At 35.9% G+C, this 13,742-nt stretch carries 12 protein-coding genes; 8 read left to right on the top strand and 4 right to left on the bottom strand.

Annotation, left to right across the window (positions count from 1 at the left end; translation table 11 throughout):
* Positions 1-51 precede the first annotated feature (51 nt).
* Positions 52-1,389 carry a glutamate--tRNA ligase gene (gene gltX, locus NF27_RS06380; RefSeq protein ID WP_039457173.1) on the top strand — a complete coding sequence of 446 codons (1,338 nt, stop codon included), beginning with the start codon at positions 52-54 and terminating at the stop codon, positions 1,387-1,389.
* Between the two features lie 4 nt (positions 1,390-1,393).
* The gene (locus NF27_RS06375; protein ID WP_039457169.1) at positions 1,394-2,578 is read left to right on the top strand and encodes a multidrug effflux MFS transporter; all 1,185 of its coding nucleotides are present in this window, start codon (positions 1,394-1,396) and stop codon (positions 2,576-2,578) included.
* A 205-nt stretch (positions 2,579-2,783) separates the two neighbouring features.
* Here the strand turns inward: NF27_RS06375 and wrbA are convergent, their stop codons facing one another.
* Both wrbA and nuoG read right to left on the bottom strand, forming a co-directional pair.
* The gene (gene wrbA, locus NF27_RS06370) at positions 2,784-3,380 is read right to left on the bottom strand and encodes an NAD(P)H:quinone oxidoreductase (protein WP_039457166.1); all 597 of its coding nucleotides are present in this window, start codon (positions 3,378-3,380) and stop codon (positions 2,784-2,786) included.
* Between the two features lie 139 nt (positions 3,381-3,519).
* Positions 3,520-5,571, bottom strand: a complete 2,052-nt coding sequence (gene nuoG, locus NF27_RS06365) for an NADH-quinone oxidoreductase subunit NuoG (protein WP_039457163.1) — start codon at positions 5,569-5,571, stop codon at positions 3,520-3,522.
* 102 nt (positions 5,572-5,673) lie between these two features.
* On the opposite strand from nuoG, the gene NF27_RS06360 reads away from it, so the two are divergent.
* Genes NF27_RS06360 through NF27_RS06345 form a run of 4 tightly spaced genes read left to right on the top strand, consistent with a single transcriptional unit; the run spans position 5,674 to position 8,676 of the window.
* Entirely contained in the window at positions 5,674-6,090 is a 417-nt protein-coding gene (locus tag NF27_RS06360) for a flagellar assembly protein FliX (RefSeq protein WP_161791821.1), read from the top strand.
* Entirely contained in the window at positions 6,090-7,013 is a 924-nt protein-coding gene (locus NF27_RS06355; protein ID WP_039457157.1) for an AEC family transporter, read from the top strand. The genes NF27_RS06360 and NF27_RS06355 overlap by 1 nt, the downstream gene beginning before the upstream one ends.
* Before the next feature lie 9 nt (positions 7,014-7,022).
* Positions 7,023-7,682 carry an HdaA/DnaA family protein gene (locus NF27_RS06350; protein WP_038538168.1) on the top strand — a complete coding sequence of 220 codons (660 nt, stop codon included), beginning with the start codon at positions 7,023-7,025 and terminating at the stop codon, positions 7,680-7,682.
* Positions 7,669-8,676: a class I SAM-dependent methyltransferase gene (locus NF27_RS06345; protein WP_039457153.1), complete on the top strand. Its 1,008-nt coding sequence runs from the start codon at positions 7,669-7,671 to the stop codon at positions 8,674-8,676. Before NF27_RS06350 ends, NF27_RS06345 begins: the two co-directional genes overlap by 14 nt.
* A 70-nt stretch (positions 8,677-8,746) precedes the next feature.
* On the opposite strand, the gene smpB is transcribed toward NF27_RS06345, so the two are convergent.
* Together smpB and kdsA are read right to left on the bottom strand one after the other, a co-directional pair.
* Positions 8,747-9,226 carry an SsrA-binding protein SmpB gene (smpB, locus tag NF27_RS06340; protein WP_039457152.1) on the bottom strand — a complete coding sequence of 160 codons (480 nt, stop codon included), beginning with the start codon at positions 9,224-9,226 and terminating at the stop codon, positions 8,747-8,749.
* Positions 9,227-9,228: 2 nt separating this feature from the next.
* A complete protein-coding gene (gene kdsA, locus NF27_RS06335) occupies positions 9,229-10,068 on the bottom strand; it encodes a 3-deoxy-8-phosphooctulonate synthase (protein WP_039457150.1) in 840 nt (279 codons plus the stop codon).
* Positions 10,069-10,159: 91 nt separating this feature from the next.
* Between kdsA and NF27_RS06330 the strand changes: the two genes are divergently transcribed.
* Together NF27_RS06330 and NF27_RS06325 are read left to right on the top strand one after the other, a co-directional pair.
* A complete protein-coding gene (locus NF27_RS06330; RefSeq protein WP_053332640.1) occupies positions 10,160-11,428 on the top strand; it encodes a bifunctional folylpolyglutamate synthase/dihydrofolate synthase in 1,269 nt (422 codons plus the stop codon).
* Positions 11,429-11,545: 117 nt separating this feature from the next.
* On the top strand, positions 11,546-13,504 hold the full coding sequence (locus NF27_RS06325; protein ID WP_039457146.1) for a hypothetical protein: 1,959 nt from the start codon (positions 11,546-11,548) through the stop codon (positions 13,502-13,504).
* Positions 13,505-13,742: the final 238 nt, after the last annotated feature.

Raw genomic sequence — 13,742 nt, 5'->3', positions numbered from 1 at the left:
TAAAGAAAATACTAGCGAGCATGTTTTAGAACTAAACAATAAGTTGATTATATGAGTGTTATAACAAGATTTGCCCCAAGCCCAACCGGATATTTACATGTCGGTAATGTAAGAACCGCAATTGTATCATGGCTTTTTGCCCGAAGCATGGGTGGAAAGTTTATTTTAAGAATAGATGATACTGATATTGAGCGTTCGAAAGATGAGTATACGGATGCTATAAAAGATGATTTAAAATGGCTCGGTTTAGATTGGGATAGGATAGAGTTTCAATCAAATAGGGTAGAGAAATATGAAGCGGTTAAAGAAAGGCTGATAAAAGAAGGCAGGCTTTACCCATGCTATGAGACTAAAGAAGAGCTTGAGATGAAAAAAAAGATTATGCTTAACCGTAATCTTCCTCCTATCTATGACAGAGCTTCTTTAAAGCTTTCCGATGAAAAGAAAAGGGAGCTTGAAGAGCAGGGGATTAAGCCGCATTGGAGGTTTTTAATTGATAAGGAAGATATTATTTGGGATGACGGTGTAAGAGGGAATTTGCATTTTAAAGCCACTAATATAAGTGATCCGGTGCTAATTAGAGCTGACGGTTCCATGACTTATACTATTGCGACCGTTTGGGATGATATCGAATTCGGTATTACTGATATCATAAGAGGTGAAGACCATGTTACCAATAGTGCAATACATATCCAAATATTTAAAGCTCTGGGAGCTACCCCGCCGAATTTTGCCCATCTTTCATTGCTTAATTCAAAATCAGGTGAAATTTCTAAAAGAATAGGCGGATTTGATATCAGATCTTTGAGGGAAAGCGGTATTGAACCTATGGCTATTAATAGTTTTTTAGCTAAAATCGGAACTTCTGATCCGATTGAGATTAAAAGCTCATTAGAAGAATTAATTAAAGACTTTTCAATTAAAAAGTTTAGTAAATCCCCGGTAAACTATGATATTTCAGAACTGGAGAGATTAAATACCAAACTAGTTCATAACTTAAAATATTCCGAAGTTAAGGAAAGGCTAAATGGACTAAATATCGGCGAAGTTGATGAAAGTTTCTGGGAAGCAGTAAAGCCCAATATAAATACTATAAAAGAAGTTGAGCTATGGAGTAAAATTTGTAGAGAAAATATAATGCCTACTATTGAAGATAAAGATTTTGTCGCATCAGCAGCTGAGCTTTTGCCTGAAGAGGAAGTTACTATAAATACTTGGGATGAATGGATTTCTAAAATTAAAGAAAAAACCGGAAAAAGTGGTAAGAATTTATTTATGCCGCTTAGAAAAGCAATCACCGGAATGGAGCATGGCCCTGAGCTGAAATACATATTACCTTTAATCGGTAGAGATAAGATTATAGCTAGGCTTGGTGGGGAGAAGGCTTAAATTTATGAAAGTTTCTTCCGGCTTTATAACTATCATACTTTTGTGTATTTTAGCAGGGGCGGAAGTTGATCTGTTCGTGCCGAGTTTTCCTCAAATCAGCAAACAGTTTCAGCTTACTCCGTTTATGGTTGAGCTGACCCTAAGTGCTAATCTTATTGCATATTGTATTAGTTCACTGGCGGTAGGTTCTCTCGGAGATCGTTACGGCAGAAAAGTGGTGATGATTTGGGGGTTGGTTGTTTTTATTTTAGGCAGCATATTATGTGTTATAGCCGAACAATTTTATATTATTATATTGGGTAGGTTTCTACAAGGAGCAGGGATAGCTGCTCCAGCAATTCTGACTTATGTCTTAGTTTCCGATATATATGGAAGAAAAGATCAACTAAATGTTATTTCAATTTTAAACGGAGTTGTGACCTTAGCTATGGCCTTTGCGCCTATTCTTGGCAGCTATGTTAATTTGTATTATAGTTGGAAAGGCAACTTTATTGTTCTATTAATTTTCGGAATAATATGCCTTATAATGCTTTGTTTATTTATTAAGGAGCAGCATGATAGAGAATTAAAAAGCAGGAACCTTGAATTATTTGTTTCCTATTTGCCGGTTTTACGTTCCGGAAAGGTGATTGCTTTTACCGTTTCATTTTGTTTTCTTTCCTGTCCTTATTGGATTTTTATAGGTATATCTCCGATACTTTATATGACGGATTTTAAAATGAGCTTAGAAAAATTTGGTTTCTATCAAGGAGCTATGGCGGTAGCTTTTTCTACGGTTAGCATATCAAGTAGCTATGCTTTAAAAATAATCAGCAGAAAACGGATGTTTTTAACCGGTATATTTCTCTGCGCGCTTAGTGCAATATTTATCTTATTTTTAGGGATCATCGAGAGTAAGAACCCGATTGCTATAACAGGTGCTCTTGTGCTTCTTTCTATGGGTGTAGTTTTGCCGATTAATATATTATATTATGAGGCACTTGAAATAATGGAAAAGAATAAAGGAAAAATTGCAGCTGTAATTCTTTCATCAAGGCTTATTTTTACGGCGATAGGCTTAGAAGTTGCAGGATATTTTCATCAGGGCAGCTTTAAGAGCACTGCTTTTATCATGGTTTTTAGCTTAACCGTTTCTCTGACTAGTATAATGCTGCTTATAAAAACTAAGCTTTTTGATTTAGATAAATAAAGTGATTAAAGTATTAAATATAAGGGAAATAATTTAAAACTATTTATGGTGAATCAATTAAATCGCATATGTATTTAAAGTAGAGTCAATACGTTAAGAATTAAAATGAGTTTGCGTATAAATGGCATAGTCATTTATACGCAAACTTAGTTTAATTTTTTATAGTTCAACTATGCTCCAGGTATGTAGGATATTCAACTTAATACTACTTAACTAACTTTGCCGTAATTTCTGCTACATGTTTACCTTGAAACTTAGCCATATTAAGTTCCTTTTGGTGTGGAGTGCGAGAACCGTCAGGGCCTGCAAGAGTAGAAGCACCGTAAGGGCTGCCGCCGATTTTATGTTCCATGTCTACAAGGTCAGGGCAGCTGTAGGGTAATCCTACAATTATCATACCGTGGTGCAATAACGTGCTGTGAAAGGAAGTAATAGTGGTCTCATTACCACCACCGGTGCCTGTTGAAGTAAATACACTGCCTAATTTTCCTACCAGGCCTCCTTTCGCCCAAATTCCGCCCGTACGATCAAGAAAATTACGCATTTGAGAAGTCATATTGCCGAATCTGGTAGGTGAGCCGAAGATTATTGCATCATAAACGGTTAATTCATTGGGGTCGGCAATCGGAGTATTATCTTCCCTTCCGCCTGCTTGCTTAAAATGCTCCTCAGCCATAAGTTCAGGAACTCTTTTTAATACAACTTCAGTACCCGGGACTGATCTTGCTCCTTCGCAAACAGATTCCGCTAAAGTTTTCACATGCCCGTACATGCTGTAATATAAAACTAGAATTTTACTCATTATATTTCCTTATATTGTTTAGACTTATCTGATTTAATAAAACATATATTAATAATAATGACAAGCTTATGTAGTTATTGCAATATTTACTTCTTCATTAAAAACATTAAAGCTATAAAAGAGTTGTAACTAAAAAACCTTAAGCAACTTTTTGATCAGCAGATCCTGTGATTTCCTTAGTACATAATGCCATAGTCCTGGAGTTTCTCGAAATCGGGTCGGTCATGTAATAATTTTCAAAAGGATTTGTAAAGTTATCAGATAAGAAATCTTTAAACTTCCCGCCCTTTTCAGGAAACTCATTAGATACTTTAATTCTGTTCATCTGTTCAAATATTTTTGCAACTTCCGACATCTTATTTCTGACCTGCTTAACATTAGAGTAATCAAGATCAAGTCTTAAACTTCTGATAATATCGCTTATAATTACCCAGTCCTCTTTCGCTTCATTGGGGGGGTAAACAACCAGATTAGTTCGCTGAGGCCTACCTTCAAGGTTAACATAAGTGGCCTCTTTTTCAGTATAGGTCGCACCCGGTAGAATAATATCAGCTCTATGAGCTCCTTTATCTCCGTGATGACCAATATAAACTACAAAAGTATCAAGATGAAGTTTAGAAAAATTTATTTCGTCAGCTCCCAGGAGAAATAAAACATCCATTTTTTCCGTAACCATTCGGTTAACGGATTTGCCGCTTTTGCCAGGAATGAAGCCGATATCAAGTCCGCCGACTCGAGATGCCGCTCTTTGCAACACATTAAAGCCGTTCCAATCATCTCTTATTACTTTATATTCATTAACGATGCGTTTAACTTGATAAAGCGTAGCTTCGAAATCATCTCTGCATAACACTTGCGAACCGATTATTATCATCGGATTTTTTGCACTATTCAGTATGCTGCAATAAGGGTGATCCCCATCGGCAATTTGCTTTAATATCCATGCATTATTTCCTAAGTATCTATAAGGATAAGTTAAATCAACTTTTTCACCGATAACTGCGACTTTTAAATTGTTATATAGATGTGCTTTTCTGATTCGTGCATTAAGAATAGCTGCTTCATGCCTTGGGTTTGAGCCGATGATTAAACAAATGTCAGCTTGCTCTATCCCCGCTATTGTGGTATTAAATGTGTAAAGCGATCTATATTTATTATCAACTTGGCTACCGTCTTGCCTGCAATCAAAATTAGCGCTGCCGAGTTTTTGCAGCATCTCTTTAGTAACTAACATGGTTTCAACATCAGTTAAGTCCCCGGCAATAGCCCCGATCTTTTCAGCGGAAGATTTTGTTATTTTATCTGCTAAAGTGCTTAAAGCTTCTTCCCATGAAACGGCTTCCAATAAATCTCCTTTCTTTACCATAGGGGTATCAAGGCGTTGATACTTTAATCCGTCATAAGAAAACCTGGTTTTATCTGAAATCCATTCTTCATTTATATCATCATTAATTCTTGGAAGTATACGCATTATTTCACGGCCGCGACTATCTGCCCTAATATTTGAACCGACTGCATCTAAAACATCTATGGTCTCAGTTTTTTTAAGTTCCCAATTCCTTGCTTTAAAGGCATAAGGTTTAGAGGTCAACGCTCCAACCGGGCAAAGGTCGATTATATTTCCCGATAACTCTGAACTTAAGGATTTTTCAATATAAGTGGTTACTTCCATTTCTTCGCCTCTACCGATTGCGCCCAGTTCCGGAGTGCCGGCGACATCTTCCAAAAACCTAACGCACCGTGTGCAGTGAATACATCTGGTCATATGTGTTGCAACCAGAGGTCCCATATATTTATCTTTTACTGCTCTCTTCTCTTCGGTATAACGGTTTTTACCCCTCCCGTAAAAAAATGCCTGGTCTTGAAGATCGCACTCGCCGCCTTGATCACAAATCGGACAATCGAGCGGGTGGTTGATAAGTAAGAATTCCATTACTCCTTCACGAGCTTTTTTAACCATTGGAGTATCGGTTTTAATCACCATACCTTCAAGTGCAGGCTGTGCACAACTTGCAACAGGTTTCGGAGATTTTTCCATCTCAACCAAACACATCCTGCAATTACCGGCAATTGCAAGCCTTTCATGGTAACAAAACCTCGGTATTTCAATCCCCAGTGTTTCGCATGCTTGAATTACGGTGGTTCCTTCCTCAACAACAATTTCTTTGCCGTCAATAGTTAGCTTAGGCATATCTCACTTATTTTTGGTTATTCTAATGTTTTGTTTGTAGCATAAGCGATTAAAATGTTCTATATAAATGTTAACAATAAAAGCTTGTGTTGTAAAAGTATTATGGAAGTTTTTAAAATTAATAAACCGAAGGAAACTTCTGAACTTAAGAAGAAGAAAAAAGTTAGCTTAAGCTCAGGATTTTCAACACTTTTAGCTTCGGAAGCAGATGAAAAAGAGGAAGTGGCGAGAGCCGCAAATACTACTGCAGTCTCGAGCTTATTTTTTTTACAGGAAGCTAATCTTCCTGATATAAGCAGGCAGCAAAACTTTGCTCGTGGCGAAGATATACTTGCTAAGCTTAAAGAATTTAAAGATAGCTTGTTAAGCGGTAATATCAGCAAAGATAAATTAGAAGAGATTAAAGCTAAATTGAGTTTTGAAAGAGTTAAAACTGAGGATAAAGAGTTGGAAGCTTTACTGGATGAGATAGAGCTTCGAGCGCATGTTGAGCTTGCGAAGTATGAGAGTAATAACTAATGCAGATTTTTTTAAGCTTTTGCCTTAAAATCTGGCCGTTGTATATTTATATAATAATGGGATATTTCGGTGGAAGGTTATTTAAGATTGATAGGCAATCTATAGCTTCCATATTATTTTATTTTATTGTACCTCTCGTATTTTTTAACGTAGCGCTAAATGTTAAAATTCAACCTTGTTATTTGTTTCTCCCCCTAATTTGTTTGATTCTTTGTGTTTCTCTTTGTTTTATCTATTTATATTTTGCAGGTAAACTTTGGAAGGACGGTAAAGCGAACTTAATTGCTTTTGCAGCAGGCACGGGAAATACCGGATATTTCGGTTTTCCTCTAGCATTAATGCTTTTCGATGAGCATCAGGTCGGAATTTATATGCTTGGAAATATCGGGTTTTCTTTATATGATTATACGGTTGGTGCATATATTATTACCAGAGGAACGTATACTAAGAAACAAGCTTTACATAAGGTGATGAGGTTACCTATGATTTATGCTTTTATACTCGGGTTAACTTTAAATTATCTCGGATTTAAGTTGCCTAGTGAGGTAAGTCATTTTGCGCAACATTTGAGAGGGGCTTATATAGTTTTAGGGATGATGATTATCGGGCTTGCGCTTGCTAACCTTGAGGCTTATAAAATTGATTATAAATTTTTAGCCTGTTTTCTTTCGGCAAAATTTTTAGCAGCTCCAATGATTGTGTTATCGATAATTACTTTAGATCAAAATGTTATGCATATATTTGAAGGCAATGAGTTTATATATAAAATTATGATATTGCTCTCTATAGTTCCGCCTGCTGCGAATACGGTTGTTTTCGCTACCCTTAATAAGTGCCATCCTGAGCAAGCGGCAGCGGCAGTGCTGGCCGGAACGGTTTTAGGTATGGTGTATGTTCCTGCAATGGTCACTTGGTTGATTTGACGGTGGATTATGCAATTTACCTTTAAATTTATTCATGAAAAAGAATTTACTGAAGAGAATTTTATTATCTCTTACTGTAACCTTGAAGCTTATAAGGCTATAAAAAGTTTTCAGACATGGCCTGAATATAGAATGCTTATACTAGGTTCTGAAGGAGGGGGAAAAAGCCATTTAGCTAAAATATTTGCTAAAGAAGCAGGGGGTGAATTTATAAGTTATGATGATGAAGAGCTTAATCTTAAAGCTAAAGCTTGGATATTAGAAGATATTGAGCAATTTGGAGATGAAAATCAGCTGTTTCATAAAATTAATCTTGCTAAGGAGCATTCAATAAGATTGCTTATAACGGCAGAGTTTTTGCCCAGGTATAATTTAAAAGATTTGCAGTCGAGAATTAACGCAACCGCTAAAGTGATTATAAAGAGGCCGGATGATGGGCTTTTAAGAGCTTTATTGATGAGGCATTTTTCTGATCGGCAGCTAATTGTTTCCTCAGATGTAATGGAGTATATTTTTACTCGTACCGAACGAAGCTTTGAATATATAAAAAGATTGGTTGAAAATATTGATAAGCTTTCTCTAGAGCAAAAGCGAGAAATTACTGCTCCTCTGGTTAAAAAAGTTTTAGAAAAATATATGCCGGAGAACTTAGCCGATGAATCCGAATGAGAGAATAAGGAGTCTGATTCATTCGAATCAAGGTATTCCGCTTGATCAATTTATGAGCTTATGCATTTCTTATTATTATAATACGCGTGACCCCTTTGGTAAAAAAGGCGATTTTATTACCGCGCCCGAGATAAGTCAGATGTTCGGAGAAATAATCGGGATATGGTGTGTTAATGCGTGGATTAATTTAGGTAAGCCTAAATTTAATCTAGTTGAAATCGGCGGGGGCAGAGGAACTCTTATGGATGACTTACTGCGAGGTACTAAGCACATTGGAGAGTTCGGTGAGGATATACAAAAAATTTATATGGTAGAAACCAGCGAAAGCTTAAAATCAATTCAACGACAAAAGCTCTCCCGACATAATTATAATTTTATATGGCTTAAGGATATAGAGAATCTTGAACCTTGCTATAATATAATTATTAATAACGAATTTTTTGATGCCTTGCCTATAAAGCAGTTTATTAAAGTCAGACATGGTTTCAGAGAAATATATGTTACTTTAAAAGAAAATGAATTCATATTAATGCCTTTAGGAGCAGAAATTCAGTTGGATATTGAATGCAAAGCAGAGGATATTATAGAAGTTTCACCAGTAAGAGAATCATATGCAAATAAAATCACTACTTGTTTAAAAGATTATGGAGGGGCGGCGTTAATAATTGATTACGGTTATCTAAATCCACCTTTTATAAGCACATTACAAGCAATGAAAGATAATGCTTACCTTGATATTTTTCATAATATTGGTAACTCGGATTTAACATCTCATGTGGATTTTAGCTCACTTATAAATATATTCAAAAGAGAAGAATTACAGTGTCTATTTAGCACTCAAGGGGAATTTCTAAGAAAGTGCGGGATTGAGTTCCGCGCAGAGCAGCTAATAAAAAACGGAGCGGACAAAAAGAAAATACAATCCGAATTAGGTAGATTAGTTGATAAAGAGCAGATGGGAGAATTATTCAAGGTTTTAGAATTATATTCTTAATTGATCAGAAATTTAGTTTTTATAATATGTATGATGACAATTTTGTTTTTTTTAATTAATATAATGAGTCTTAAATATTACCGCTATCTTTCAAAACCCTGGCTTTTTGTCTGTCCCATTCTCTTTGTTTGATGGTTTCCCTTTTATCATGGAGTTTCTTGCCCTTTACAGCTGCAATTAACAATTTTGCTTTATTTTTAAGATTGAAATAAAATTTGAGCGGTACCACCGTATACCCTTTTCGCTGAATGAGCCCGGTTAATTTTTTTATTTCGCGGGAATGGAGCAATAGCTTTCTCGGCCTTCTCGGGTAGTGATTATATAACTTCGCTTTATCATATTCCGGAATATATGAACCGTGGATAAACAGCTCACCCTTTTCTTCGGAAATATGGCACTCAACAATACTTGCTTTACCACATCTTAAAGATTTAGCTTCACTGCCGGTTAAAACTATTCCCGCTTCATAAAGCTCTTCGATAAAATATTCATGATAAGCCCTTCGGTTCTCAGTAATCATTTTCCTGATATTTTTATCAAATTCGCTCATAATCAGTAATCGGACGGATATTGTTTTGCAATATTATCAAATTGAATTAGCTCTTTAAGAATTGCCTCAAGTTTATGCAAGTGAATCATACACATCCCGTCACTGGGCGCATTATCAGGATCAGGATGGGTTTCTAGGAATACTCCGGCGACTCCAACTGCAACCGCAGCTCTTGCTAAAACTTTTACGAATTCTCTTTGTCCGCCGCTTTGTGCGCCTGCTCCTCCGGGTTCTTGTATGGAATGAGTGGCATCAAATATAACCGGGTGGCCGGTAGTTGCCATTATAGGAAGTGCACGCATATCACTTACCAACCTATTATAACCAAAGCTTGCCCCGCGTTCGCAAAGCATAATGTTTTCATTGCCCGTGGAAGCTATCTTATCTGCAACGTTCTTCATATCCCAAGGAGCCAAAAACTGCCCTTTTTTAACGTTAATAACTTTTCCGGTGTTTCCAGCTGCGATTAATAAATCCGTTTGTCTGCATAGAAAAGCCGGAATTTGCAGTACGTCAATAACTTGAGAAAGGATCTCGCATTGAAACTCGGAGTGAACGTCAGTTATAACCGGGCAGCCAAAAGTGTCTTTTATTTCGGCAAATATCGGTAAAGCTTTTTCTAATCCTATACCTCTTTGAGCGCTGAGTGAAGTGCGATTAGCTTTATCAAAAGAAGTTTTATATATCACGTTAATATTTAATCTTTTTCCAATACTGCAAATTTCCTCTGCAGTTTTCATCGCATGATCCCTTGATTCCATTTGGCAAGGGCCGGCAATTAATGTAAACGGAAGATCATTCCCTATTTCAAAATTCCCTAACTTAATTCTTTTTTGCTGCATAAAGTTTTCTATAGCTACTTACTTTGTCCTATAATATAACTAGCATTTATATGAGAAACAATCATTTTTATCTTAAAATTATATGGTTAAAATGCCGCATTGGCCGATACCTTACGGTAAAAAGCCGATAGACTTAGGTTTAGAAAGGGTGAGAGAGCTTTTAAACAAGCTTGGTAATCCTCATAAACATCTTCCTCCTGTTGTTCATGTAGCAGGTACGAACGGTAAAGGTTCTACCATTGCTTACCTCAAAGCGATTTTAGAAGATGCGGGCTATAAAGTGCATAGATATATTTCCCCTCATTTAGTTAGGTTCAATGAAAGGATAACTATTGCAGGTGAGGAGATCAGCGATGAATATTTATATCAAATAATGGAAGAAACCAGAATTGCTGCCGGAGATTTAGGGGTAACATTTTTTGAAGGTACCACGGCTGCTGCTTTTTTAGCTTTTGCAAAAGTTTCAGCTGATATTGTGCTACTCGAAACCGGGATGGGAGGAAGGCTTGATGCTACTAATGTGATTGATAACCCGCTACTTAGCTTAATTACTCCGATTTCTGATGATCATCTGGAATATTTGGGTGATACGATTGCTAAGATAGCTTATGAAAAGGCAGGTATTATAAAAAATAATCGTCCTTGCATAGTCAGTTGGCAGTCGAACGAAGCTTATAGGGTAATAAAAAACAGGTGTGAAGCATTAAATGCCCTGCTGTTTGCTTGTGGTGAGCACTGGAACTTTAAAGGGGAGAAAGACCACTTTAGTTTTATTGATGAAGACGGAGAGTATGACTTCCCTCTTCCTGCTTTAGAGGGCTACCACCAAATAATCAATGCAAGCACTGTAATTGCAGCCTTACAATATCTGGAAGGGTTTGATATTACTTACAAAAACATTATCAATGGGCTCACTAAAACTAAATGGCCGGCACGTCTGCAAAATATAACAAGTGGCGTATTAGCTAAAATGTTGCCTCAAGATTGGGAATTATGGGTAGACGGAGCTCATAACAACGGAGGAGCCGAAATGCTTTCGTTAATGATGGAAAAGTGGAAGGATAAACCAATTTACTTAATTAACGGGCGGACGAGAAATAGAGATGTAGAATCATTTTTAATGCATTTTAAGGATAAAGTGGAATGCGTAGTCGGGGTGGAGGTAAAATCTGAACCGCTTGCCGAGAAGCCGGAGAGAATCGCGGCAGCTGCGGAGAAATTAGGATTCTCCTCGTTTGCCGCAGAGTCGTTAAAAGATGCTGTTACTTATTGCCTTAATACTTCTTCTGCTCCTGCAAGAATTTTAGTTTGCGGCTCTTTATATCTTGCCGGTGATGTGCTTTTAGCCAATTCCGAATAACAATCATTTTTTCTAAATTAATTTGTTGCAATTATTTTAAACTGCATAATATGATATTGATGGAGCGTATTTACCTGCAAAATACAAGCTTATAAAAAGAGGTAAAGGGAGGAAACCGTGCAGCACAAATGGAAAGATATTGTGAATTCTTATTTTACTCAAGAGGTCGGGACATCAGGTGAGGAAAATAAAGGATTAAATGACATAAAAAGTTGGATGCAAAATAGGTTAATTAAAAAGGTAGGCACTTTTTCTTGGCAGAGCATTCCATTACAAGTAATCAGCATATTTATTTCTGCGATATCATTCTCCAAGATATTCGGCAATCAAGGGATTATACTTTTTACTGACGAGGATGATGAGAGATATGATAAAGGGATCCAAGCGCTTAATAACTTAATTTTTACCGTGTCGACTTCCTTAAGCCATAGTATATATCAATATACATATGCGATCGATGTAAACTGTAGAAAAAATAAAAAGCTATATTCCGAGTTCAAACAGACCTTCCAAGAATTTGATAAATACTCGGCTACTGAAGAAAGAGATATAGAAAACCAAGTTAAGCGACCATATAAGCTAGTAGGGGATACTATTGCAAAAGCATTGGAAAAAGCTTTAATTCTAAAAGGAGTAAAGAATATAAATTGCTTGAATGATTTTAGAGTTACTGAATACACTTTAAACATGTTGATTGCATTTAATAAATATTTATTAAATCAGGGTAATCCAAGCTTATTAGCTTTTGATAACGACCACTGTGACCGAATAGCTAAGGAATTTGCGGAGATCATCGCTTCTACCATAAATAAAAGATCTTATGTATCTAATCTAGTTCGCGCACATAAACCGAATCATGCACAGCTGAAGTTAACACCGAGTATTGAAAATTTTTTAATTATTATTGATGAGGTTATGACTAAAGATAACCAAGCCCATCAATTATATGAAAACCCTATCGAAAATTCAAAAGAATATCATGAAACTAAAGGTAAAGAGAAGGAATCATCGAAAGAAAAATTAAGAGGTAGTAGTGAAAAAAGGGAGTCCGGAATTAGCAGCTATTCCGACGCAGAAGATGCTGAAGAGGAAATAAGCGAGAAGTGGAGACGACATGCAGAAGAATTATCGGATCACAAATATGAGGCAAGCGAAGAACCAAGCTATAACATAGATTTCTCCGAGGATGATTATGAGGAGGGAGAGCTTAGTGAAGTAACTGCAAAGAGCCGGGGCAATGAGGAAGAATTTTACAAGGTACCGCAAAAATTCTATAAAAATAAAAGTAAAATATATGATAAATTTTTAGAAGATTTTAAGCCTGGTTCTCAGTCTATAAACTTTTCACTTCGTCAAGGATTGTATCACAAATACTTAAATAGTGGCACAGTTGCGCAATGTATATATAAAATTTTCTGCTCAGCATCAGCCAGCTTTGCAATCTATAATCCTTTAGCTTTTGATAATAATTATTCAATAGTATTTAGATATTTACTTGCTTGCGGCTCATTATTAACTTCTTATGTGTTTTATAATTTATATACTAACATAAGAAATATTGAGACTAATGAAAGGGAGATTGCCGAGCGTTTAGAAGATGTGATTAAAAGTTTATATGCTAGGCGTCTTATTATTAAGAATGCTGAGAGTAAATATTTAATTACTGTCCAAGTTAAGCAAATTCAAGAAATATTAAGTGAAACTTTCAAAGCATTAGAAAATGACCATAGTATAAAATTAGATGAAAAAAACCAAGCTAAAGTCCTTGCAATTACTTACTCTGCCTTGGGCAGTGTGCTTATTGAAAAATTTAACAAAGACCAAAAATTTGAGTTTAACGCCGAAGATAAGCTAAATATTTCCGCCTCTTTGGCAAACGAATTAGCAAAAGATATCAGCAAAGCGCCGTTAAATTCCATAGTAGCAGCAAGAAATCCTGGTAAAAGTAAACTGTTAAATAATATTTATGAACGCCCATTAATTGATGCAATAAAATATAACCTTCCCGGGGAGAATGATAATAGAAATTGGTGTGAGCGAATTGAAATTGAAAATTATAGGCATGCAGGTAAATAATATAAAACAGTTACCTATCCTATAGTGCTGAAGGAGATGTATGATATTGAAAGCTATTCAGGCTATATGTTTTATGACTGTGCCGGTTAGCAGTAGTTTTATAAAATCAACTATTATTCTTAAGCTTATTTAAAAAGAGCTTTTTTTGAACTATAACTATAATAAGTAGAAAAGGGTTTTTTGTTGACCATTCTCTTGAGCAGCTTTAATATTAGATAATAGTATAAATAACTATTTC

The sequence above is a fragment of the Candidatus Jidaibacter acanthamoeba genome (assembly GCF_000815465.1).
In the GTDB taxonomy this organism is placed as follows: Bacteria; Pseudomonadota; Alphaproteobacteria; order Rickettsiales; family Midichloriaceae; genus Jidaibacter; species Jidaibacter acanthamoebae.
This window is presented reverse-complemented; position numbering and strand designations above follow the sequence as displayed.